The sequence below is a fragment of the Ruegeria sp. HKCCD6604 genome, assembly GCF_013110635.1.
Lineage (GTDB): Bacteria > Pseudomonadota > Alphaproteobacteria > Rhodobacterales > Rhodobacteraceae > Ruegeria.
The window spans coordinates 220,649-243,094 of sequence record NZ_WVQW01000003.1 but is presented as its reverse complement, the minus strand read 5'-3'; the positions used below and the strand labels follow the sequence as shown (position 1 = coordinate 243,094).

Below are 22,446 nucleotides of genomic sequence, written 5' to 3'. Positions count from 1 at the left end.
CTTCAAAACACGCAAAAGGTATTATAAAGGTCTGTTTATGGTAAAGTCATCAAAACCCATGTTCCTGGCCGCCGACGGGGGTGGAACGCGCTGCCGCGTCGCCGCTTTTGTCGATGGCAAAGCACACAGGGTCGAAGTCGGCGCGGCAAACGTGTCCACGGATTTCGAGGCCGCCTGCATCGAGCTGCGGCGCGGTCTGGAAGCTCTGGCCGTTCAGGCGGGCCGTTCGCCCGAGGAACTTGCGCAAGCGCCCGCCTATCTGGGCCTGGCCGGGATAACAGGTGACGCGATTGCCCGGAAACTTGCGACGGCATTGCCATTTCGGCACGTCCGGATCGAAGATGATCGCGCAGCAGCTTTGCGCGGCGCATTGGGGGCGTTGGACGGGTTTGTCGCACATTGCGGCACCGGTTCTTTTGTCGCAATGCAAAGGGGTGGCACGATGAAATTTGCCGGCGGATGGGGCCCAGTTCTGGGCGATCAGGCTTCGGCGCAATGGGTTGGCAAACGGGCGCTGGCCAAGACGCTAGAGCACACGGACGGCACGACCGGCCCTTCGGCATTGGCGCAGGATCTGCTGTCTCGATTTGGCGATGCCGCAGGAATTGTACGGGCCGCCGCTGACATGACACCATCGGACTTTGGCGCCCTTGCCCCGCTTGTGACCGAGCTTTCCAATCGCGGGGACGACTTGGCCAGATCCATCCTGCAGGACGGTGCGGGCTATCTGATCGAGGTGATGAAGAAAATGGGCTGGAATGTTGGCCTGCCCGTTTGTCTGACCGGCGGAATTGGCCCTCTTTACGCGCCGTACCTGCCCGCGGACATGCAATCTGCTCTGGTCGAGCCCGCAGGCGATCCACTGTCCGGCGCACTTGCATTGGCACAGGCGTATCTGGAGGAAATCGAACATGAACATAGCTGATTTCCTGCGACCCGAAGGATGGTTGGGGCACAGCTCGGGCCCGCGCTATGTACAGCTCCGTCAACGCCTTGAACAAGGGATCAAGGACGGCATCCTGCCTCCCAACAGTTCGCTGCCCCCTGAAAGAGAAATCGCCGAGATCACCGACCTGTCCCGTGTGACCGTGCGCAAGGCGATTCATGAACTGGTGCGCAAAGGTGCAATAGAGCAAAGACAAGGGTCTGGGTCCTTTGTTCGCGAACCCGTAGCGAAGGTTGAACAATCGCTGTCCCATCTGACATCGTTCACCGAAGACATGGAGCGGCGCGGGCTCAAGACGACCTCGACATGGCTGGAACGTGGGGTTTTCCTGCCATCCCCGGAAGAAATGATGGCATTGGGCTTGTCGGCAAATGAACAGGTCGCGCGTATCTACCGCCTGCGAGAGGCAGGAGGACGCCCGATGGCGTTGGAAAAAGCGGCCCTTCCGCTCGATATCCTGCCGAACCCCACCGAAGTGACGGGGTCGCTTTACTCTGTTCTTGAACAATCTGGTCTGCGACCGGTGCGCGCGATCCAGAAAATCTCGGCCATCAACCTCGAACCGCCAGAAGCAGAGCTTCTGGATGTTGCGGAAGGTACGGCCGGGCTTCGGATTCAACGCACTTCATATCTGCAAAGCGGGCGGGTCGCTGAATTGACCCGCTCGATCTACCGCGGTGACGCCTATGACTTTGTGGCCGAGCTGCGCCTGTCAAATTGAAAGCCTGGGAAAATGCCTGACACAACCACTCAGATGCGGCGCGAGATCGATGAGATTCCCGACGCCGTAGACCGCCTTCTGACCGAAGGTGAAGATTTGATCGCGCAAACCGCCGACGAGATCCGGGCCCGCGACCCGCGGTTCCTGATCTCGGTGGCGCGCGGATCCTCGGATCATGCGTGCAGTTTTCTGAAATACGCCTCGGAACTGCTGCTTGGTTTGCCGATGGCTTCGGTCGGACCGTCGGTGAAATCCATCTACGGCGTCGACATGCGTTGCGAGGATGCAATCTGCATCTCAGTCTCACAATCCGGTCAGAGCCCGGATATCGTGCAGCTCACGCAGTCGCTCACATCCGGCGGGGCTTACTCGGTCGCGATCACGAACAACCCTGCCTCTGCCCTGGCCGAGGCGGCTGCGGCAACACTGCCCATTCACGCGGGCCCCGAACTGAGCGTGGCGGCGACAAAGACATTCGTGACGTCTCTGGTCGCCGGGCTGTGGCTGATTGCGCAGGTGAAGCGCGATGATCACCTGTTACGCGCAATCCATGGGCTGCCAAACAGTTTGTCGACCGCAATCGCCTGCGACTGGAGTGCCGTGGCAGACGCGGTGGACGGGCGTTCTTTGTTTACCTTGGGTCGGGGCATGTCTTTGGCAATCTCCAATGAAGCCGCGTTGAAATTCAAGGAAACTTGCCAGATCCACGCAGAAAGCTATTCGGCGGCCGAGGTTCTGCACGGCCCGGTTTCCATCGTGGATCAGGGCTTTCCCGTGCTTGCCCTGTCGTCCGGGGATGCAGCAGAGGACAATCTGGCCGAAGTTGCGGACGCACTGGCGTCCAAAGGCGCTTTGGTTTTCGCCACAACCGGCCGCGTGAAACACGCCGCGGAACTGCCCCATGTCCGGACGTCGCATTGGATGACGGACCCGATACCGACAATCGCTGCGTTTTATGGAATGGTGGAGAAGGTGGCCACACAACGCGGGATCGACCCGGACACACCACGCCATCTGAAAAAAGTGACGGAAACGGTATGACCAGCTCTACTGTTACTTTTGCGGGCGGCCCGATCTTCGATGGCACTGAATTGCGTGAAGGACACGCCGCACGGTTCAGAAACGGTGTGCTGGATGCGTTGCTACCTGAGGCCCAGATCACACAGGATGACCAGATCGAGGATCTGCATGGCGACATCCTCAGCCCCGGCTACGCGGACTTGCAGGTCAACGGCGGCGGGGGCGTGATGTTCAACGACGACCCATCGGTTCACACGCTGACCCAAATCGCCAGCGCTCATCGCGCGCTGGGTGCCACTCGCATCCTGCCAACCCTGATCACGGACACGGCCGAGAAAACCCGGGCCGCGATTGATGCCGCCATCAAGGCCGTTCAGACGGGTGTTTCGGGCATTGCGGGCCTGCATCTGGAAGGTCCGCACCTGTCTGTGCGACGCAAGGGTGCACATGATGCCGCCCTGATCCGCCCGATGCAGCAAACCGATCTGGAGATTCTGATCGACGCTGCAAAACACCTGCCTGCATTGATGGTCACGCTGGCGCCCGAAAGCACAACTCTGCAACAGGTTGAAGCATTGAAGCGCGCGGGGGTCATCGTTTCTCTGGGGCATACGGACGCGCCTTTTGAAACCTGCCTGGCGTTTTCAAGGGCCGGGGCGCAGTGCGCAACGCATCTGTTCAATGCAATGAGCCAGCTTGGCAGCCGTGAACCGGGACTGGTCGGCGCGGCTCTATCCTGCGGGTCGTTATCGGCGGGCTTGATCGCGGATGGCATCCACGTTCATCCCGATACGATGCGGATTGCCTGGGCCGCCAAACGCGGACCAGGGCGGATTTTCCTTGTCAGCGATGCGATGGCAGTCGCCGGAACGTCACTGAGCAAGTTTCAGTTGGAAGGACGCCGCATCCGGCGGGAAAACGGCAGGCTGACTTTGGAGGATGGCACTCTGGCCGGGGCAGACTTGTGCCTGACAAAGGCGGTGCGGGTTCTGACGGAACAAGCAGAGATCCCCGTTCAGGATGCACTCGCCGCAGCGACAAGCGTTCCGCTTGGGATGATTTCCGGTAAAAGCACAGGACTGAAACCTGACCTGTCGCAGGTGATACGGATTGCCCCGGATCTGTCCGGGGTCAGACCGGTGCAACCCTGACCCAATCCTCGTTGATCCGACCGGCTGCGCAGCGCGCGCGATGCCAATGCTGCATGCGTTTGTTGGCGGCCGAATTCTGATTTTTCAAATCTTCACGAATAGAGCTGTCAACTTTTTGCGGGTGGTCCGCCCCGATCCTTCGGCGCATATTTCAGGCATATGACATTTTTCAGGAGCATGCATGACCGCCAAGTATTATTCTCCACACGGTGGGCACCCTGGTCAGGAGCAATTGCTGACTGACCGCGCCGTATTTACTGACGCTTATGCAGTGATCCCAAAGGGAACGATGCGGGATATCGTGACCAGTTTTCTGCCGTTTTGGGACGACACCCGCTTATGGGTGATATCACGCCCGCTCAGCGGCTTTGCTGAAACCTTTTCGCAATACATCATGGAGGTTCAGCCCGGCGGTGGCTCTGACCGGCCCGAGACCGATCCCGAAGCCGAAGGCGTTTTGTTCGTGGTCGAAGGTACAGCGACCTTGACGGCCGACGGCGCGACCTACGAGCTGACACCCGGCGGCTATGCCTACCTGCCCGCTGAATGCAACTGGACCTTACGAAACCGAGGCGGTGAGACCCTGCGCTTCCATTGGATTCGAAAGGCTTATGAAGCGGTGGAAGGGCTTGACCGCCCGGACGTTCTGGTTCTCAACGAAAATAAGATCACGCCAACGCCGATGCCCGGAACCGACGGCAAATGGGCCACGACGCGCTTTGTCGACCCAAGTGACCTGCGGCACGATATGCACGTGACCGTGGTGACTTTCGAGCCCGGCGCTGTCATTCCTTTCCTTGAAACACATGTGATGGAACATGGTCTGTATGTTCTTGAGGGAAAGGCCGTCTACAGGCTGAACAATGATTGGGTAGAGGTCGAGGCCGGCGATTACATGTGGTTGCGCGCGTTCTGCCCGCAGGCCTGCTATGCAGGCGGGCCGGGTAAGTTCCGTTACCTGCTGTACAAAGACGTGAACCGTCATATGGCATTGCGGCCGGGGCCAGCGGCTTATCCGCAGCACCGGCACCTCAGGACAGCGGCGCAGAAATAGTCCCGCCGATGGCCAGAGTTAACTGACGCGCCGCCTCGATGACGGGGCGGCTTAGGCGCGCGATTTCGGCTTCGCTGACGCGGCTTGTCGGTCCGGATACCGAAATCCCGGCTACAGCCTCTCGGTTGATGTCAAAAACCGGCGCAGCGATACATCGCATACCCATGTTCTTTTCTTCGTTGTCTATCGAGAAGCCCTGTGCCCTGACCATGGCAAGATCTTCTTTCAGCGCGGCCGGGCTGGTAATCGACCGGTCCGTGAAGGCCCGCAGTTCCGTCTTGGCCAACAGCCGGTCCAGCCGATCTTCATCCATATATGCCAACAAAGCTTTCCCGATGCCCGATGCGTGCATCGGAGACAGCGTGCCCGGAGGGAAAAACGCCCGGATGCTGGCATGGGTTTCCACCTGGCTCAGGAACAGCACCATTCCTTCTTTTTCGACCCCAAGGTTTGCGGTCTCGCCGGTGGCCTCCATCAGCTTTCGCATCACAGGTCGGGCCCGGTCCACAAGGCTGGTGCGACGCAGGAAGCGCGAACCGATTACGAACGCACGAGGACCGATGTGCCAGACCTGCTCGTCATGATCGAACTCGACAAGTCCCCTGCCCTCTAGTGTAACGAGAATTCGGTAAACCGTGGCGGGCGACTGGCCCATTTCGTCGGACAGCGCGGTTAACGCCTTGCCCTGCGCTTCACTCAAATACTCAAAAACTTCCATCGCACGGTCCAGAGATTTGATCGTGTTTTGCGCTGTCTTGTCGTCCCACCCCCGTGGTCTTCCACGGGCTTTTCTGCGGGCTTCGCGAGTATTGTCTTGAGAATCCATAAAAACCCTTTGATCATTCGTGAAAGACTAATTCATGATATGAAAAATATAACACACTGACAATTATAAATTAAATTCAAAACGTGGTGTTTTGAAAGTCTTTTTCAAAAATATATCGGGCAGAGCGGCTAGAACTTATTGTGTGGTCAACGACGGAAGGAGACCACCCATGAGCTTTCAAAATCCCGTTTTCATTCCGGGCCCGACCAACATCCCGGAAAGCCTGCGCAAGGCCTGCGACATGCCTACGATCGACCACCGTTCGCCACTGTTCGGGCAAATCCTACATCCAGCGCGCGCGGGTGTTCAGAAAGTCCTGAAAAGCAACAGCGCCGAAGTCTTCATCTTCCCGTCGACCGGAACAGGAGGCTGGGAGACCGCGCTGACCAACACCCTGTCGGCCGGTGACAAGGTTCTGGCGGCGCGCAACGGCATGTTCAGCCATCGCTGGATCGATATGTGCCAGCGCCACGGTCTGAACGTCGAGATCGTCGAAACCCCTTGGGGCGAAGGTCTGCCAGCCGATCGTTACGAAGAGATCCTGACCGCCGACACAAGCCACGAAATCAAGGCTGTTCTTGCCACGCATAACGAAACAGCGACCGGTGTGAAGTCGGATATTGCCGCTGTACGCAAGGCTCTGAATGCTGCCGGGCACCCCGCAATGCTGTTCGTCGATGGTGTTTCATCGATCGGATCCATGGATTTCCGTTTTGACGAATGGGGCGTTGATGTGGCCGTCACGGGTTCGCAGAAAGGGTTCATGTTGCCCGCGGGCCTTGCCATCGTCGGGTTCAGCCAGCGGGCAATGGACGCGACCAGCACAGGGACCCTGCCCCGCACCTTCTTTGACGTGCACGACATGGCGAAAGGCTATGCCAACAGCGCATACCCCTACACACCTGCGGTTGGCTTGATGAATGGCCTCAATCAGGCCTGTGACATGCTGCTGGGTGAAGGTTTGGAAAACGTCTTTGCCCGGCATCACCGTATTGCCGAAGGCGTACGTGCCGCCGTGGGCGCCTGGGGGCTGGACCTGTGCGCGGCGGACCCATCGGTATACTCTGACACCGTCAGCGCGATCCGCACGCCAAACGGTCTCAACGCCACCGATATTGTCACGCACGCGGCCGAAAAATACGGCGTTGCCTTCGGTGTCGGCCTTGGCGAAGTCGCGGGCAAGGTATTCCGCATCGGGCATCTGGGAAGCCTGACGGATGTCATGGCCCTGTCCGGGATTGCCACTGCTGAAATGTGCATGGTCGACCTGGGCCTGAACATCCAGTTGGGCTCGGGCGTGGCGGCTGCGCAGGAATATTATCGCGGTCATTCGGGCGCCGTTCAAAAGGACGCCGCATGATGAAGGACTGCAACATGTATATCCCGACCTACGAGGACGTGCTGGCGGCACATGATCGGATTGAACCTTTCATCCGCCGCACACCGATACGTACTTCGGACTTTCTGAACGAGCTGAGCGGTGCACAGCTGTTCTTCAAATGTGAAAACTTTCAGGAACCGGGCGCCTTCAAGGTTCGCGGCGCTGCAAACGCCGTGTTTGGCCTTGATGACGATCAGGCCAAGAAAGGCGTTGCAACCCATTCTTCGGGCAACCACGCCTCGTGCCTGTCCTATGCGGCAATGAAGCGGGGCATACCGTGCAACGTCGTCATGCCACGCACTGCGCCACAGGCCAAGAAAGACACGGTGCGGCGCTATGGTGGGAAGATCACGGAATGTGAGCCCTCCACCTCGTCGCGCGAAGCAACCTTTGCCGAGGTTCAGGCGGCCACGGGCGGGGATTTCGTCCATCCCTACAACGATCCGCGGGTGATTGCCGGGCAAGGCACCTGTTCGCGCGAGTTCATCGAGCAGACCGACGGTCTGGATGCAGTTGTCGCACCTATCGGCGGCGGTGGCATGGTGTCCGGCACCTGTCTGACACTATCGACGCTCGCCCCGGAAACCGCGATCATCGCGGCGGAACCGGAACAGGCCGACGATGCCTATCGCAGCTTCAAGGCCGGCCACATCATCGCGGATGACGCACCCAAGACGATTGCCGACGGGCTGCTGGTTCCACTGAAAGAGCTGACCTGGCATTTCGTGTCGAACCATGTCTCTGAAATCTACACGGCCTCAGAGCAAGAGATCATCGATGCGATGAAGCTGACGTGGAAACACCTTCGGATCGTGATGGAGCCATCTTCGGCCGTTCCGCTGGCCACGATCCTGAAGAACCCGGACGCATTCAAAGGCAAACGTGTCGGCCTGATCATAACCGGGGGCAATGTCGATCTGGACAGGCTGCCCTGGCTGAACGCGTGACATCAATCCCGACATAGGAATACGGAAATGAAAGATATGACCAATCTCGACGAATTCGAAGTAGGCTTTGACATTCCGGCCAAGCCCGGAATGGACGAAGCAGATATCCAGACCCCCTCTCTTGTGCTGGATCTCGATGCGCTTGAGCGCAACATCAAGAAGATGGGCGACTATGCCAAGGCGCACGGCATGCGCCACCGCGTGCATGGAAAAATGCACAAATCGGTAGACGTGGCCAAGTTGCAGGAGAAGATCGGAGGCGCTGTTGGCGTCTGCTGCCAGAAAGTTTCAGAGGCCGAAGTGTTCGTGCGCGGCGGTATCAAGGACGTTCTGGTCTCGAACCAGGTGCGTGACCCCGCCAAGATCGACCGTCTTGCCAGCCTGCCAAAGCTGGGCAGCCGCATCATCGTCTGTGTCGATGATCTGGACAATGTCGCGGATCTTTCAGGCGCAGCGGTGGATCACGGAACACAGTTGGAGGTCTTCGTCGAAATCGACTGCGGCGCTGGCCGGTGCGGTGTGACGACAACATCCGACGTGATCGAAATTGCCAAAGCGGTCGAAGCAGCCGAGAACCTGAAATTCACCGGCATTCAGGCCTATCAGGGCGCAATGCAGCACCTCGACAGCTATGAGGCGCGCAAGGAAAAGCTCGACACCGCAATTGCGATGGTAAAGGACGCGGTTAAAGGCCTCAAAGCCGAAGGCATCGAATGCGAATTGGTCTCGGGCGGCGGCACCGGCTCATATTACTTCGAATCCAACTCGGGCGTGTACAACGAACTGCAATGCGGGTCCTACGCCTTCATGGACGCCGATTATGGCCGGATCCTGGACAAGGACGGCAACCGGATCGATCAAGGCGAGTGGGAAAACGCATTCTTCATCCTGACCAGCGTCATGAGCCACGCTAAGGCGGACAAGGCGATCGTCGATGCGGGCCTCAAGGCGCAATCGGTGGACAGCGGTCTGCCCGTTATCTTCGGCCGAGATGATGTCGAGTACATCAAATGTTCGGACGAACACGGCGTCGTGATGGACCCGAACGGTGTGCTGAAGGTCAACGACAAGCTCAGGCTGGTTCCGGGGCACTGCGACCCAACCGCAAATGTACATGATTGGTATGTCGGCGTTCGCAACGGCAAGGTCGAGACCGTCTGGCCCGTATCCGCCCGCGGACGCGCTTATTGATTCGAACTTGCTCTGTTTGGGAGGGCTGGCTCGGAAGCAGCCAGACAGCCGCCCGCGTGTATGCTCTCCTTCCGGCAGTGGCACGCGGGCGCACGAATGTTTGATTGGAGAATGAAATGCTGATCGTACCCGAGCTTGAGATCGCTGACCTTATGACCCGACAAGCGGCTTTTGACGCGGTCGAACAGGTCTTTGCCGCAATGGCGTCCGGCGACGCCTACAACTTCCCTGTCGTGCGTGAAGCCATCGGGCACGAAGATGCACTATACGGCTTCAAAGGGGGGTTTGACCGCGCCGGCCTGACGCTGGGACTGAAGGCGGGCGGCTATTGGCCGAACAATCTGGAAAAACGCGGGCTGATCAACCACCAGTCCACCGTTTTTCTTTTCGACCCCGACACGGGCAAGCCATCTGCGATGGTCGGCGGGAACCTTCTGACCGCCCTTCGAACGGCGGCAGCATCTTCGGTATCGATCAAGCATCTCGCACGCAGGGACGCCAAGGTCATAGGCATGATAGGCGCTGGCCACCAGGCAGCCTTTCAGCTTCGCGCGGCACTGGAGCAGCGCGCCTTTGAAAAGGTCATCGGCTGGAACTACCACCCCGAAATGCTGCCGAATATCGAGAAGGTCGCCAATGAAGCCGGCGTTCCGTTCCAGGCGGTCGAGCTTGACGAAATGACTGAGGCGGATGTGATCATTTCGATCACTTCGGCCTTTGCGCCATCGCTGATGGCGAACCATGTCAGCGCCGGAGCTCATATCGCCTGCATGGGCACGGACACTAAAGGAAAACAGGAAGTCGAAGCCGCCCTTCTGGCCAGGGCAAGCGTGTTCACGGACGAAGTCGCGCAATCCGTCAGCATCGGTGAAGCGCAGCACGCGGTGGCCGAAGGCCTGATCCAAGAAAGCGATGTGGCGCAGCTTGGCGCGGTCATCAACGGCACCGATCCGGGCCGGATATCAGACAATCAGATCACGCTGTTCGATGGCACGGGTGTGGGCCTTCAAGATCTTGCGGTCGCCGCGTCCGTGGTTGACCTCGCCGTTCGGAAAGGGGTCGCGATCGAGGTCGATTTCTGAAGCCAGACGGCGACACCTTCTTGGGCATTGTCTCGGCGGTCCTTTTGGGCGGAGAGCTTTTGACAGCAGATCTCCATTAAATGGTGACCAAAAAATGAAACGCGGCGCGCCAAGGCGCGCCGCTTCATGTTTTTTCCAGGAAGATCAGTGTATCAGGCCGAACGCATCAGACGTGGTCGTCTTGCTCGATGGACCCAAGACCATGTCCGGCCATACCGCCCGAGACCTCTTCCGTCGCTTCGTCGGAAAGTTCTTCGGGAAGCACCAGATTCAATACAATGGCGATGACGGCGGCGGGCAGGATTCCTGATGTCGCCAGAACCTTCAATGTGCCGGGCAAGTATTGCAACGCGTTGGGTTCCAGTTGCAAACCCAGTCCAAGGCTCAGGGCGATTGCAAAAATCACCATGTTGCGCCGGTTCCAGTTCACGTCCGACAGCATCGAGACCCCTGCGGCAACAACCATGCCAAACATCACGATCACGCCGCCGCCAAGAACCTCGATCGGAATGGACGAGATTATCGCCCCGATCTTGGGGATAAGCCCACAAACGATCAGGAAAACCGCGCCGATGGTCACGACCATACGGCTCATGACTCCGGTCATGGCAATCAACCCGACATTCTGGCTGAACGACGTGTTCGGCAGCGCCCCAAACAGGCCAGAGATCGCAGTACCAAGACCATCGGCATAGGTCGCGCCCTGTATTTCCCTGTCGGTGGCTTCGCGGCCAGCGCCCCCTTTGGTGATACCGGATACGTCCCCAACGGTTTCAACGGCAGAAACAAAGGACATTGCACAGAAACCGATGATGGCCGCGACCGAAAATTCAAGGCCAAAATGCAAGGGGTTCGGCAGAGCAAAGGATGCCGCGTTGCCGACGTTGCCCAGATTCACCTGGCCAAGCAGGAAGGCCACGGCGTATCCGACCAGCAGTCCGATCAGAACCGCCGACACCGACAACATGCCCCGGGCAAAGAATTTCAGGCCAAGCGTGACCACGATTACGGTTCCGGCCATGAACCAGTTCAGACCCGAGCCATATTCCTCGGTACCTATGGCGGGCACACCGCCGGCGGCATATTGGATGCCGACTTTGACAAGTGCCAGGCCGATCATGGTCACCACAAGGCCCGTAACCAGCGGCGGAAGAGCAAAGCGAATACGTCCAATGAACAACCCGAGGAATGCGTGGAACAATCCACCAACAACGATACCGCCCATCAGAACGGCAATGGCGTCGACGCCCTTTCCAACCACCAGCGGGATCATGATCGGGATGAAGGCAAACGAAGTCCCCTGCACGATGGGCAACCGGGCACCAACAGGACCCACACCAATGGACTGAAACAACGTGGCGACGCCCGCGAAGAACATCGACATCTGGATCATGTAGATCATCTGCGGAAAATCGGGGCTGTTCGAGCCAAAGCCGAAACCGGCCGCGCCGCAAACGATAATGGCTGGCGTGACGTTGGACACGAACATCGCCAGCACATGCTGGATTCCAAGCGGCACCGCCTTCAACAGCGGCGGAGTATAATTCGGATCGCGGAGTTGTTCCGGCGATCCGATGGATGCATCTGACATTTGGTCTTTCCTCCCTTGAGGTTCGCAGCCGGCTCCTCTTCCGGCAACGCGCCTCATTCTGTGATTTCAAACGCCTCCTCGAACCAATGCTCTTCGAGGTTGGGCCCGGCTCCAATTCGGTCGACCACCGCAAAAAGTCCGGGCGCATGAAGCGGGGTCAGAACGCCATGCCAGGTGTTGCGATGATAATTCACTCCCTGTCCGGGCGCTGTTTTGAAGGCGATGGGCCGCCCGGGTGTTCCGTTTTCATCCGGGGCCACAACCACGACAAATGGCTTGTCCGACAAAGGCAAAAAGGCTTGGCTGCCATCCGGATGGCGTTCAACCATTTCCAACTTGATCGGCAGGTTGAAGGCTTCGGACTGAAACACGCTGATACCCGCGCGCCCATCGTGGAAATCCAACACGGCCCGGTCGTGATAGCGGGCGCATCTACCCTGATTTATAAGCTTGTCCGCCTGGCCAGCCGCCTCGATGACATCGCCGAAAGGTGCAAATGCCTCTGACGTCAATGGGCGGAGTTTCAAGGCAGCCGTCATTGCGCGAACTTCTCGATCAGGCGCAATTCGGCAATGCGCTCGACCTGACGGCAGGCTTCGGCAAATTCGCTGTCGCGGTCATTGTCGATGCGACGGCGAAAGGCTTCCAGAATGCTGGCTTTGGTGTTGTCTTTGACGGCAATGATGAAAGGAAAGCCGAACTTGGTCGTGTAGGCTTCGTTCAACGCCGTGAACGTTGCGCGTTCTTCATCGGTCAGCATGTCCAGACCCGCACCGGCCTGTTCCGCGGTGCTTTCCTTGGTCAGGCGGCCGGCGGCGGCCAGCTTGCCCGCCAGGTCCGGGTGGGCTGTCAGAACGCCAAGGCGCTGCTCGGGCGAGGCGGAACGGAACACACGCGCCAGCGCGTTGTGGACACCAGCGGCATTGTCATGCGTCGGGCCCAGTTCCAGTTCATACGCACCTTCGGCAATCCACGGGCTATGCTCGAACACGCCGCCGAATTCCAACACGAAGGTTGGTCGATCCATTTCGGACGGGGTCAGCCGTTGCACCGGTGGGAGTTCCCTGGCCCAGTGGTCGGCAATCTGCTCGCGCGTTGCGAACCAGACACCGTCGTGGTTTCTGAAATAATCAAGTGCGCGTTTCAGCGCCATGGCGCGACCCGGGCGACCGATCAGACGGCAGTGCAACCCAATCGAGAGCATCTTGGGCGCGCCCGCCTCACCCTCGGCATAGAGCATGTCAAAGCTGTCTTTCAGATAGCTTTCGAATTGTTCCCCATTGGTGAACCCAGCCTGGATTGCAAAGCGCATATCGTTGCAGTCCAGTGTATAGGGCATGATCAGTTGATCCTTGCCCCCTGCCTTGATCCAATATGGCAGATCGTCGGCGTAGCTGTCGGCGATATAGGCAAAGTCGCCTTCCCTGGCGGCCAGTTCGACCGTATTCATCGAACAGCGGCCCGTATACCAACCACGGGGCGGCTGACCTGTAACCTCTGTGTGCAGGCGGATTGCTTCGCGGATCTGGGAACGTTCTTCTTCTGCGCCCATGTCCTTGTGTTCAATCCACTTCAAACCGTGGCTGGCGATCTCCCACCCGGCATGCTTCATCGCCGCAACCTGAGCAGGTGCACGCGCCAAAGCGGTTGCAACGCCGTAGACGGTAACAGGCAGATCCTGCAAAAGGCGATGCACGCGCCAGAACCCCGCGCGGCTCCCGTATTCATAGATCGATTCCATGTTCCAGTGCCGTTGCCCCGGCCACGGGGCGGCTCCGGTGATCTCGGACAGAAACGCTTCGGATGCGGCATCGCCGTGCAGAACGTTGTTTTCACCGCCCTCTTCGTAATTCAGCACGATCTGAATGGCGATTTTGGCGTCGTTCGGCCAGTTTGCTTTGGGAACTTGCCCACCGTAACCGGTCATGTCTCGTGGATAAGGCTTCACATCGGTTTCCTTCTTCTCGAATTGATCAATACCCCAGATAATCAAAGATGTTTTTCAAAAAATGCAGAAAGCAGCTTCCCACAGACTGCCTTTGCTCCTGGATGCGAAAACAGACTAGTAACTGTATAACTTGAGGAGTAGCGCAAATGACCGGTTACCTTACAACACATGTTCTGGATACGGCACGGGGGTGCCCCGCCGAAGGATTGAAAATTGAACTGTTCCGCATTGAAGGTGCAGACCGCCAGTTACTGAAAACTCTGGTCACCAATGACGACGGCAGGACCGACGAACAAATTCTGCCCGAAGCAGAGTTTTCAACAGGTGACTACGAACTTGTCTTCCATGCCGGGGATTACCTTGATGCCTGCGGCACACCACCTGAAAACCCGCGCTTTCTGAACGTCATCCCGATCCGGTTTGGAATGTCCGAACATTCGCATTACCACGTGCCTCTGCTGCTTTCGCCCTTCGGGTACTCGACCTATCGCGGCAGCTGAGCAACCTACCGAGCCGTATTTGCCGCCGCGATCGACGATCCGATGCGTTCGATTATGAATTCCATGAAAAGCCGCGTTTTGGGGTCCTGCATACGGCGGTGCGTAAACAGACATGCCATCTGAATCGGTTCTGGCGGCGTCTTTTCCGCCACCGGAACCAGTGTCCCGGCCTTGAGATGTTGAGCGATCTCAAAAATCGGCTTCAACGCGATACCATGTCCGCCAAGGGCCCAGTCTGTCAGCACGTCGCCATCGTCTGACTCGTAGCGCCCGGAAACCCGGAACCGTTTTGGCCCCGTATCGGTCCTCAAAAGCCATTGAAACTCGGTCGCGCCCGGGAACCGCAAATTGAGACATTCGTGCTCATCAGCGATCAACGCGTCCCCGCTTTCGGGCATCCCGCGCTTTTTGATGTATTTCGGGGATGCACAAAGCACTCTTTCGACATCCGCGATCTTGCGAATACGCAGGTTGCTGTCCTCTGGCTGACCAAGAAAAAATGCCAAGTCCAGACCTTCGGTTGTCAGATCTACCTTTCGGTCGGTAAGCCTTAACCGAACGTTCACCTCGGGGTACTCGGCGAGAAATTTCGGGACCTGCGGCGCAATCAACCGACGCCCGACCCCCAAAGGCGCCGCGACATAGAGTGACCCTTTCAGGTTCTCGGTAAGATTGACGATCTGGGCTTCGGCACTTTCGACTGCTTCTAGTATCTCTGCCGCGCCACGATAGAAAGATTTTCCCTGCTCGGTGGGCGTCAGGCTGCGTGTCGTGCGTTGGAACAAACGCACGCCAAGATGCTCTTCCAATTGCGATATTCGCGCCGACGTGACGGCTGGCGAAACCCTCAGATCACGGCCCGCGGCGGACATGCTGCCCAATTCATAGACCCGGACAAAGGTTCTGATGTTATCAAGGTAGGACATTTTTTTGCATTTTTTGATACTGCTTGGTCTTTACCAGCAATACCAGAACAAAACACACTCGCATAGAGTAACCGGAAGCAAAGAATCTTAGGAGCAAAGCCATGTATGACTTGGCCGTAATGTGGGAGTGGATCGCCTTTTCCGTCCGCTGGCTGCATGTGATCACCGCGATGGCGTGGATTGGGGCGTCATTCTACTTTATCGCGCTGGACCTCATGCTAAAGCCGAACCCAGCCCTGCCGGACGGGGCCTACGGCGAAGAATGGGAAGTACATGGCGGCGGCTTCTACCACACCGTCAAATACCTGGTTGCGCCCTCGCGCATGCCCGAGCACCTGACCTGGCACAAATGGCAGAGTTACACGACCTGGCTGTCAGGTGCGGCGTTGCTCATGATCATATACTGGGTTGGTGGCGAGCTGTTCCTGCTTGATCCGACCAAAGTGGACCTGGCGCTGTGGCAGGGGATTCTGATTTCCGGCGGATCGCTGACCATTGGTTGGTTGCTCTACGACCAGATGTGCAAATCCAAGCTGAGCGATCACCCGACCGTTCTGATGCTGCTGTTGTTCGTGATCCTGGTGATCATGTCCTGGGGTTACAACCAGATCTTCACCGGTCGTGCCGCGCTTTTGCATCTTGGCGCCTTCACTGCGACGATCATGACGGCCAACGTGTTCTTTCAGATCATGCCGAACCAGCGGATCGTGGTCGAAGACCTCAAGGCCGGTCGGACGCCTGATGCCAAATACGGCAAGATCGCCAAGGTACGATCCACGCATAACAACTACCTGACTTTGCCGGTCGTGTTCCTGATGTTGTCGAACCACTATCCGCTTGCTTTCGGCACCGAGTATTCCTGGATCATCGCCAGCCTGATCTTTCTGACGGGCGTCACCATCCGTCACTATTTCAACACGATGCACGCAACCGGGAAAGGCCCGCACTGGACCTGGGGCGTGACGGTTCTGCTAATGGTCGTGATCGCCTGGCTGTCGTCGGTGAGAAACACCGAGACATGGGAGGACGCCGAGGCGCGCGACCTGACGCCATACGAGCAGAAATATGCGTCCGCCGCAGGCTTCGAAGACGCCTATGACACGGTCTTGGGCAATTGCTCGATGTGCCACGCCCGCGAGCCGGTGTACGGCACCATGAAATGGGCCCCGAAGAAAGTTTACCTTGAGACACCCGGCGATGTCGCCCGACATGCTGACCAGATCTATCTGCAAGCCGGGATCAGCCACGCAATGCCGCCACCATCAGCAGTGCAAATGGATGAAGAGGCACGCCAAACCCTCATCGCATGGGTGCGTGAAGTCAGAAACCAATAGTCGCCTGCGTGCAAAACGATGACAGCGAACCGGGCCGTGATGCCCGGTTTTCTTTACGCGAAAAAGCGTTTGCTGTGCTGTGCGATATGTTCGACGAAAAGGCGCACCTTGGGATCTTGCAGCTTTTTGTGCGGATAAAGACACCCGAAAATCGTTGGCAAGGGGGGCGTCTCGGGCAGGACCTCGACCAGCCGCCCATCCTCGAGAAACTCCCGCACGTCAAAGCGCGGCTTGTTGACGATCCCACGACCGGCCAAGGCCCAGTCCGTCAGCACATCACCATCATCCGCGTCATATTTACCGCCAACTTCAAGCTTTCGCGGTCCCATGTCAGTGCGAAGGGTCCAATAGTATTCCGGAGACCTTGGATAACGCAGCAACAGACAGTTATGGGGCATGTGCAGCAAATCATCCGGTGTTTTGGGCGTCCCAAACTGCGACAGGTAATCGGGCGAAGCGCACAGAACACGATCACAATCCGCGAACTTCCGCAGTTTCATGGTTGAATCGCCGGGTTCACCAATGAAAAAGGCGATATCCAGACCGTCGGCCAGAATGTCTACCTTGCGATCAGACAGACGCATGCGAATCTCTGTTTCCGGGTAGCGGTCAGAGAATTCCGGCACCAGAGGCGCAACGATTCTGCGCCCGACACCCAAAGGCGCGGTGATACGGATCGCCCCCCGAGGCGCGTCGGAAAAGCTGGCGACACGCGCTTCGGCGTGATCAAGCGCCAGCAGGACCGCCTTGGCTTCATCGTAGAAAACCGTCCCCACTTCGGTTGGTGTCATCGACCGGGTGGTTCGGTTGAACAGCCGCACACCCAGATGGTTTTCAAGCTCTTTCAACCGTTTGCTGGCCACCGCCGGGGTCAGCCGAAGATCACGCCCGCCAGAGGTGATGCTGCCCAGCTCCATCACTCGGACAAAAACACGCAGACTTTCGATGTAAGACATTGGATCCTCCCAGCAGCGAAAGAATGCGCCATGGCCCCATCTTTTTCAACGATCTGTTGAAAGTATTTGCCGTTTGCGGCGATTTTCCACCTCAATCTTTGCTCCTATGGTTCCACTGACCACCCTCCGGAAGGCAGGGGCAGAGGGAGAATTCCATGACGCATCGCACTCACATCCGATTTGTCCTGAATGGCCGGGACGTGTCCGTCGCAAGTGTTTCGGCAGACCAGACGCTTCTGGATTTCCTGCGGCTGGACCGCCGGCTGACAGGTACCAAGGAAGGCTGCGCCGAAGGCGACTGCGGTGCTTGCACCGTTCTTGTCGGGCGGCTTGGTGACGCTGGTCTGACCTATGCTCCGGTCAATGCCTGTATCCGGTTTCTTGCCTCCGTCGATGGCTGCCATGTGGTCACGGTTGAACACCTGTCCGGCCCCGATGGTCGCCTGCATCCCGTTCAACAGGCGATGGTCGATCACCATGGCAGCCAATGCGGGTTCTGTACGCCGGGCTTCGTCATGGCCCTCTATGCGCTTTGGATGCAAACTCCGAAACCGACCGAAGTGCAGGTTGAAACCGCATTGCAGGGCAACCTGTGCCGCTGCACCGGGTATGAGCCGATCATCCGAGCGGCCATTGCCGTCAGCCGCTACGGCACCCCGGCATCTGATCATCTGAACACCGAACGCGAAACCATGACCGCGCGTCTAGCGGCCCTGAAGGACGGGCGGCGCGTGGTCTCCGGATCCGAAAACAACCTGAGCATTCTGCCATCCAGCGTCGATGATCTTGCCGAATGCCTGCAAGCTTATCCAAACGCCACGATCGTGGCCGGAGCCACCGATGTGGGCCTGTGGGTGACCAAGTTCCTGCGCGACATAGGCCCCGCCATCTTCACCGGTCATCTCGAAGACCTGAAAACAGTCGAAAGACAGGGGTCTCTCCTCCTGATCGGTGCCGGCGCCAGCTACACCGATTGCCAGGACCTTCTGTCTGAACACCTGCCACACCTGTCCTCCTACTGGGATCGCATCGCAGGGTGGCAGGTGCGGAATTTGGGAACCGTCGGTGGAAACATCGCCAACGGCTCACCCATCGGGGACACGCCGCCGGTTCTTATCGCGCTTGGCGCGGAAATCACTCTGCGGCGCGGTTCCGAACGCCGAACCCTGCCTCTGGCTGACTTCTTCATCGACTATGGCAAGCAGGACCGTCTGCCAGACGAATTTGTCGAAAGCATCCGCGTGCCCCTGCCCCGACCCGATGATCTGGACGCGGCTTACAAGATTTCCAAGCGCCGAGACGAGGATATTTCTTCCGTGGCCGCCGGACTGCACATGAGCGTCACAGACGGGATCATCAGCGATGTGCGCATTGCATTCGGGGGCATGGCCGCCACGCCTAAACGCGCATCGACAGCCGAGGCGGCGCTGAACGGCCAACCCTGGGCACGCGAAAGTTTCGAAGCCGCCGCTGAAGCGCTGGCCGAGGATTTCTCACCTCTCACAGATTGGCGCGCATCATCGGACTATCGGATGCTGACCGCCCAAAACCTGCTGCGCCGGTTCTTCCTTGAAAACGACCACGCAACCGACACCCCCGTTCAACTGACTTGTGCCTGATCAGGAGGCGACAACATGAAAGACAACGTTTCCATCATTGGATCGGCTCACACCAGTGTAAACCATGACAGTGCGGTCAAGCACGTCACAGGGCAGGCCGACTACACGGACGACATTGCGCTGCCACAAGGCGCGCTGCACGCGTATCTCGGCGTTTCAGACGTCGCGCACGCCAAGCTTCTGGGTATCGATTTCAGCGACGTTCTGGCAACGCCCGGCGTGGTCGGTGTGCTGACCGCTGATGACGTGCCGGGGGCCAATGATATCAGCCCGACCCACCTGAACGACGAACCGGTTTTCCCGACCGACGCCATACAATTCCACGGCCAGCCGTTGTTTGCCGTGATTGCCGAGACCCGCGACATCGCGCGCCGCGCTGCGGAACGGGCAAATATCGAATACGAAACCCTGCCCCACGCGTTGGACCCGATCACCGCGCAGAAAGCAGGATACCCGCATGTCACAGCGCCCCTCAAGCTGGAGCGGGGAGACGTGGCACCGGCTCAGGCGGCCGCGCCCAACCGGATCAAAGGCCGCATGAGCGTTGGCGGTCAGGATCACATGTACCTTGAAGGTCACATCGCCTTTGCGATTCCCGGCGAAGACGACGACGTGGTGGTGCATTGCTCGACCCAGCACCCGTCCGAGGCGCAGCACATGGTGGCGCATGTCCTTGGGGTGCCGTCCAATGCCGTCGTGGTCAACGTCCGTCGCATGGGTGGGGGGTTTGGCGGCAAGGAAAGCCAGATGAACCTGTTCTGCGCAGTCGCGGCCATGGCTGCCAAAAAGTGGAACCGCGCCGTCAAAATCCGCCCCGACCGGGATCAGGACATGACGGCAACCGGCAAACGCCATGACTTCGTGATCGACTATGATATCGCATTTGACGACGAGGGCCGCATTCAGGCGGTCGAAGGCAGCTTTGCCGCGCGCTGTGGCTTTTCGGCAGACCTGTCGGGCCCTGTCACCGACCGGGCGCTATTTCACGCCGACAACGCTTATTTCTATCCGAATGTGCGCCTGAACAGCCACCCGATGAAAACCAACACCGTGTCGAATACCGCGTTTCGCGGGTTCGGCGGCCCGCAGGGCGTGATCGCGGCAGAGCGGATGATCGAAGAGATCGCCTATGCCACGGGGCAGGACCCGTTGGATGTGCGCAAGGCGAATTTCTACGGCACCACGGACCGCAACGTGACCCCGTATCACCAAGAAGTCAAAGACAGCATTCTCGACCGGCTGGTCGGAGAGCTGGAAGAGACCTCGGAATACCGCCAGCGCCGTCAGGACATCATCGCGTTCAACAAGACATCACCGATCCTGAAAAAAGGCATTGCGCTGACGCCGGTCAAGTTCGGCATTTCCTTCACCGCGACCTGGTACAATCAGGCCGGCGCGCTGGTGCATGTCTACAATGACGGGTCGATCCACCTGAACCACGGTGGCACTGAAATGGGCCAGGGCCTGAATACCAAGGTTGCTCAGGTCGTGGCCGAGGCCTTCCAGGTCGATTTCAACCGGATCAAGATCACCAGGACGACGACTGAAAAAGTTCCCAACACCTCGGCCACTGCTGCGTCCAGCGGGACCGACCTGAATGGCATGGCGGCCTTGAACGCGGTCGATCAGATCAAGGAACGTCTGGTGAAGTTCGCAGCCGAGACCTGGAGCGTCTCGCCAGAGGAAGTGACCTTCCACGCCAATCAGGTTCATATCGGCCAACACGTTCTGGCCTTCGATGCATTCATCAAACAGGCCTATCTGGCGCGCGTACAGCTTTCGGCGGCAGGGTTCTACAAGACACCAAAAATCCACTGGGACCGAGCCAAGGGGCAAGGCCGCCCGTTCTATTACTTCGCCTATGGCGCGTCCTGTTCAGAAGTCACGATTGACACACTGACCGGTGAATACCGCGTGGATCGCACGGATGTTCTGCATGACGTCGGGCGTTCGTTGAACCCAATGTTGGACAAAGGTCAGGTCGAAGGCGCCTTTATTCAGGGCATGGGATGGCTGACCACTGAAGAGCTTTGGTGGGACGATACCGGCCGCCTGCGTACCCATGCCCCATCAACATACAAAATCCCACTCGCGTCAGACCGCCCGCGCATCTTCAATGTGAACCTAGCCGATTGGTCGGAAAACCGGGAACTGACCATCAAACGCTCCAAGGCTGTTGGCGAGCCGCCGTTCATGCTGGGAATTTCGGTGTTCGAGGCCCTGTCGATGGCCGTGGCCTCGGTCGCGGATTACCGGGAATGCCCGCGCCTCGACGCACCGGCCACGCCCGAACGTGTCCTGATGGCGGTCGCGCGGCTGCAAGCCGGGCCCTGAGCCATGGTTGCCCCGGGTTCCCTGAACGAATTTCTGTCCGCGCAGCATTGCGTGATCCGCGTTGCGTTGACGCGTGTCCGCGGGTCTTCGCCGCGCAATGAGGGAACAGAGATGTTCGTGGCACCCGGATCGTTGTGGGGAACCATTGGCGGTGGGCAATTGGAGTTTATGGCCATCAACGCCGCGCGGGACATGCTGCGTGATGGAGCGTTGCATCAGGACATGGATGTGCCTCTGGGCCCGGAAATCGGGCAATGCTGCGGCGGCAGGGTCGAACTGAACCTGACCCGCATGCGTGCGTCAGACAAATGGGCAGCAAAAGAGCGCGCCGCCCAGCGCGAAGACGTTCTGCCCCATGTCTATGTCATGGGCGCGGGCCACGTGGGGCGTGCCTTGGCCAATCTGTTTCAGCATCTGCCGGTGCGCTGCATCCTCGTCGACACCCGGCCCGAAGAGATCGCGCTTTGCGCCGCTGATGTCGAAACCCGGGTCAGCGCGATTCCCGAAGCCGAAATCTGGAGCGCACCCGAAGGCAGCGCCTTTATCGTTCTGACCCATGATCACGGGCTGGACTTCCTGCTGACATCCGCAGCGCTGGAACGTCAGGACGCGGCTTACGTAGGGATGATCGGATCCGCTACCAAGCGGGTTAAACTCAGAAACTGGGCGCACAAATACTGTGACGGACAGTCTATCGAACACTTGAAATGCCCCATTGGGGCCAGCGGTAGCCGCGACAAGCGGCCCAGCGTCATCGCCGCCTTCGTGGCGGCCGAAGTGATGGCTGAATTGACCTCTGAAACTGCCGCGACCGCCCTGACTGGGGCAAACCAGGCGCCCCTGCGGGCCCACCATCACGACCGGAAAGGGAGATCGGCCTGACACCCGTCGGGCCAGCCCGGTCACATCAGAGGAGGAG

The 22,446-nt window shown here is 58.7% G+C and carries 20 protein-coding genes; 14 read left to right on the top strand and 6 right to left on the bottom strand.

Features of this window, described 5'->3' with window-relative positions:
* Positions 1-37 precede the first annotated feature (37 nt).
* The 5 genes from GS614_RS11140 to GS614_RS11120 all read left to right on the top strand — a co-directional run bounded on the left by GS614_RS11140 (position 38) and on the right by GS614_RS11120 (position 4,892).
* A complete protein-coding gene (locus tag GS614_RS11140) occupies positions 38-925 on the top strand; it encodes a BadF/BadG/BcrA/BcrD ATPase family protein (protein ID WP_171726294.1) in 888 nt (295 codons plus the stop codon).
* The gene (locus GS614_RS11135; RefSeq protein WP_171118052.1) at positions 912-1,667 is read left to right on the top strand and encodes a GntR family transcriptional regulator; all 756 of its coding nucleotides are present in this window, start codon (positions 912-914) and stop codon (positions 1,665-1,667) included. Before GS614_RS11140 ends, GS614_RS11135 begins: the two co-directional genes overlap by 14 nt.
* A 12-nt stretch (positions 1,668-1,679) precedes the next feature.
* Positions 1,680-2,708 (top strand): SIS domain-containing protein, encoded by a 1,029-nt coding sequence (locus GS614_RS11130; RefSeq protein ID WP_171726293.1) that lies wholly within the window; start codon positions 1,680-1,682, stop codon positions 2,706-2,708.
* Positions 2,705-3,838 (top strand): N-acetylglucosamine-6-phosphate deacetylase, encoded by a 1,134-nt coding sequence (gene nagA / locus GS614_RS11125; RefSeq protein WP_171726292.1) that lies wholly within the window; start codon positions 2,705-2,707, stop codon positions 3,836-3,838. Before GS614_RS11130 ends, nagA begins: the two co-directional genes overlap by 4 nt.
* Before the next feature lie 181 nt (positions 3,839-4,019).
* Entirely contained in the window at positions 4,020-4,892 is an 873-nt protein-coding gene (locus tag GS614_RS11120) for a bifunctional allantoicase/(S)-ureidoglycine aminohydrolase (protein ID WP_171726291.1), read from the top strand.
* Here GS614_RS11120 and bhcR read toward each other — a convergent pair.
* Positions 4,870-5,718 (bottom strand): HTH-type transcriptional regulator BhcR, encoded by an 849-nt coding sequence (bhcR, locus tag GS614_RS11115; protein ID WP_171726290.1) that lies wholly within the window; start codon positions 5,716-5,718, stop codon positions 4,870-4,872. The two genes, GS614_RS11120 and bhcR, sit on opposite strands and share 23 nt — an antisense overlap.
* A 169-nt stretch (positions 5,719-5,887) precedes the next feature.
* Between bhcR and bhcA the strand changes: the two genes are divergently transcribed.
* From bhcA to bhcD, 4 genes are all read left to right on the top strand, one after another.
* Entirely contained in the window at positions 5,888-7,078 is a 1,191-nt protein-coding gene (bhcA, locus tag GS614_RS11110; RefSeq protein ID WP_171205826.1) for an L-aspartate--glyoxylate aminotransferase BhcA, read from the top strand.
* Entirely contained in the window at positions 7,078-8,046 is a 969-nt protein-coding gene (bhcB, locus tag GS614_RS11105) for a beta-hydroxyaspartate dehydratase BhcB (protein WP_171169969.1), read from the top strand. Before bhcA ends, bhcB begins: the two co-directional genes overlap by 1 nt.
* A gap of 27 nt (positions 8,047-8,073) precedes the next feature.
* The gene (bhcC, locus tag GS614_RS11100) at positions 8,074-9,237 is read left to right on the top strand and encodes a 3-hydroxy-D-aspartate aldolase BhcC (protein WP_171205828.1); all 1,164 of its coding nucleotides are present in this window, start codon (positions 8,074-8,076) and stop codon (positions 9,235-9,237) included.
* Between the two features lie 116 nt (positions 9,238-9,353).
* A complete protein-coding gene (bhcD, locus tag GS614_RS11095; protein ID WP_171726289.1) occupies positions 9,354-10,319 on the top strand; it encodes an iminosuccinate reductase BhcD in 966 nt (321 codons plus the stop codon).
* A gap of 166 nt (positions 10,320-10,485) precedes the next feature.
* Here the strand turns inward: bhcD and GS614_RS11090 are convergent, their stop codons facing one another.
* The 3 genes from GS614_RS11090 to puuE are packed head-to-tail and all read right to left on the bottom strand — an operon-like array spanning position 10,486 to position 13,858.
* The gene (locus GS614_RS11090; protein WP_171726288.1) at positions 10,486-11,910 is read right to left on the bottom strand and encodes a uracil-xanthine permease family protein; all 1,425 of its coding nucleotides are present in this window, start codon (positions 11,908-11,910) and stop codon (positions 10,486-10,488) included.
* Positions 11,911-11,963: 53 nt separating this feature from the next.
* Positions 11,964-12,449: an ureidoglycolate lyase gene (locus GS614_RS11085; protein WP_171726287.1), complete on the bottom strand. Its 486-nt coding sequence runs from the start codon at positions 12,447-12,449 to the stop codon at positions 11,964-11,966.
* The gene (gene puuE / locus GS614_RS11080) at positions 12,446-13,858 is read right to left on the bottom strand and encodes an allantoinase PuuE (RefSeq protein ID WP_371807897.1); all 1,413 of its coding nucleotides are present in this window, start codon (positions 13,856-13,858) and stop codon (positions 12,446-12,448) included. Before puuE ends, GS614_RS11085 begins: the two co-directional genes overlap by 4 nt.
* 146 nt (positions 13,859-14,004) lie before the next feature.
* Between puuE and uraH the strand changes: the two genes are divergently transcribed.
* Positions 14,005-14,358: a hydroxyisourate hydrolase gene (gene uraH, locus GS614_RS11075; RefSeq protein WP_171118073.1), complete on the top strand. Its 354-nt coding sequence runs from the start codon at positions 14,005-14,007 to the stop codon at positions 14,356-14,358.
* Positions 14,359-14,363: 5 nt separating this feature from the next.
* Here uraH and GS614_RS11070 read toward each other — a convergent pair whose 3' ends face one another.
* Complete coding sequence (locus GS614_RS11070; protein WP_152460538.1) at positions 14,364-15,284, bottom strand: LysR family transcriptional regulator; 921 nt, start codon at positions 15,282-15,284, stop codon at positions 14,364-14,366.
* 101 nt (positions 15,285-15,385) lie between these two features.
* On the opposite strand from GS614_RS11070, the gene GS614_RS11065 reads away from it, so the two are divergent.
* Positions 15,386-16,618, top strand: a complete 1,233-nt coding sequence (locus tag GS614_RS11065) for a urate hydroxylase PuuD (protein ID WP_171726286.1) — start codon at positions 15,386-15,388, stop codon at positions 16,616-16,618.
* Between the two features lie 53 nt (positions 16,619-16,671).
* Here the strand turns inward: GS614_RS11065 and GS614_RS11060 are convergent, their stop codons facing one another.
* On the bottom strand, positions 16,672-17,574 hold the full coding sequence (locus GS614_RS11060) for a LysR family transcriptional regulator (RefSeq protein ID WP_171229400.1): 903 nt from the start codon (positions 17,572-17,574) through the stop codon (positions 16,672-16,674).
* 155 nt (positions 17,575-17,729) lie between these two features.
* On the opposite strand from GS614_RS11060, the gene xdhA reads away from it, so the two are divergent.
* From xdhA to xdhC, 3 genes are read left to right on the top strand one after another with little or no spacing between them, the layout of a single operon-like run.
* Positions 17,730-19,193: a xanthine dehydrogenase small subunit gene (xdhA, locus tag GS614_RS11055; protein ID WP_171726285.1), complete on the top strand. Its 1,464-nt coding sequence runs from the start codon at positions 17,730-17,732 to the stop codon at positions 19,191-19,193.
* A gap of 15 nt (positions 19,194-19,208) precedes the next feature.
* Positions 19,209-21,527 (top strand): xanthine dehydrogenase molybdopterin binding subunit, encoded by a 2,319-nt coding sequence (xdhB, locus tag GS614_RS11050; protein ID WP_171726284.1) that lies wholly within the window; start codon positions 19,209-19,211, stop codon positions 21,525-21,527.
* Between the two features lie 3 nt (positions 21,528-21,530).
* Entirely contained in the window at positions 21,531-22,409 is an 879-nt protein-coding gene (xdhC, locus tag GS614_RS11045) for a xanthine dehydrogenase accessory protein XdhC (protein WP_171726283.1), read from the top strand.
* The last annotated feature ends 37 nt before the right edge of the window (positions 22,410-22,446 follow it).

Excerpts from the sequence above, each read along its gene's own strand:
- bhcD (WP_171726289.1), top strand. The coding sequence starts at position 9,354 with ATGCTGATCGTACCCGAGCTTGAGATCGCTGACCTTATGACCCGACAA.
- xdhC (WP_171726283.1), top strand. The coding sequence starts at position 21,531 with ATGGTTGCCCCGGGTTCCCTGAACGAATTTCTGTCCGCGCAGCATTGC.
- GS614_RS11135 (WP_171118052.1), top strand. The coding sequence starts at position 912 with ATGAACATAGCTGATTTCCTGCGACCCGAAGGATGGTTGGGGCACAGC.
- GS614_RS11140 (WP_171726294.1), top strand. The coding sequence starts at position 38 with ATGGTAAAGTCATCAAAACCCATGTTCCTGGCCGCCGACGGGGGTGGA.
- bhcC (WP_171205828.1), top strand. The coding sequence starts at position 8,074 with ATGAAAGATATGACCAATCTCGACGAATTCGAAGTAGGCTTTGACATT.
- bhcB (WP_171169969.1), top strand. The coding sequence starts at position 7,078 with ATGAAGGACTGCAACATGTATATCCCGACCTACGAGGACGTGCTGGCG.
- bhcA (WP_171205826.1), top strand. The coding sequence starts at position 5,888 with ATGAGCTTTCAAAATCCCGTTTTCATTCCGGGCCCGACCAACATCCCG.
- GS614_RS11070 (WP_152460538.1), bottom strand. The coding sequence starts at position 15,284 with ATGTCCTACCTTGATAACATCAGAACCTTTGTCCGGGTCTATGAATTG.
- nagA (WP_171726292.1), top strand. The coding sequence starts at position 2,705 with ATGACCAGCTCTACTGTTACTTTTGCGGGCGGCCCGATCTTCGATGGC.
- GS614_RS11120 (WP_171726291.1), top strand. The coding sequence starts at position 4,020 with ATGACCGCCAAGTATTATTCTCCACACGGTGGGCACCCTGGTCAGGAG.
- uraH (WP_171118073.1), top strand. The coding sequence starts at position 14,005 with ATGACCGGTTACCTTACAACACATGTTCTGGATACGGCACGGGGGTGC.
- GS614_RS11065 (WP_171726286.1), top strand. The coding sequence starts at position 15,386 with ATGTATGACTTGGCCGTAATGTGGGAGTGGATCGCCTTTTCCGTCCGC.
- bhcR (WP_171726290.1), bottom strand. The coding sequence starts at position 5,718 with ATGGATTCTCAAGACAATACTCGCGAAGCCCGCAGAAAAGCCCGTGGA.
- GS614_RS11130 (WP_171726293.1), top strand. The coding sequence starts at position 1,680 with ATGCCTGACACAACCACTCAGATGCGGCGCGAGATCGATGAGATTCCC.
- xdhB (WP_171726284.1), top strand. The coding sequence starts at position 19,209 with ATGAAAGACAACGTTTCCATCATTGGATCGGCTCACACCAGTGTAAAC.
- GS614_RS11090 (WP_171726288.1), bottom strand. The coding sequence starts at position 11,910 with ATGTCAGATGCATCCATCGGATCGCCGGAACAACTCCGCGATCCGAAT.
- GS614_RS11060 (WP_171229400.1), bottom strand. The coding sequence starts at position 17,574 with ATGTCTTACATCGAAAGTCTGCGTGTTTTTGTCCGAGTGATGGAGCTG.
- xdhA (WP_171726285.1), top strand. The coding sequence starts at position 17,730 with ATGACGCATCGCACTCACATCCGATTTGTCCTGAATGGCCGGGACGTG.
- GS614_RS11085 (WP_171726287.1), bottom strand. The coding sequence starts at position 12,449 with ATGACGGCTGCCTTGAAACTCCGCCCATTGACGTCAGAGGCATTTGCA.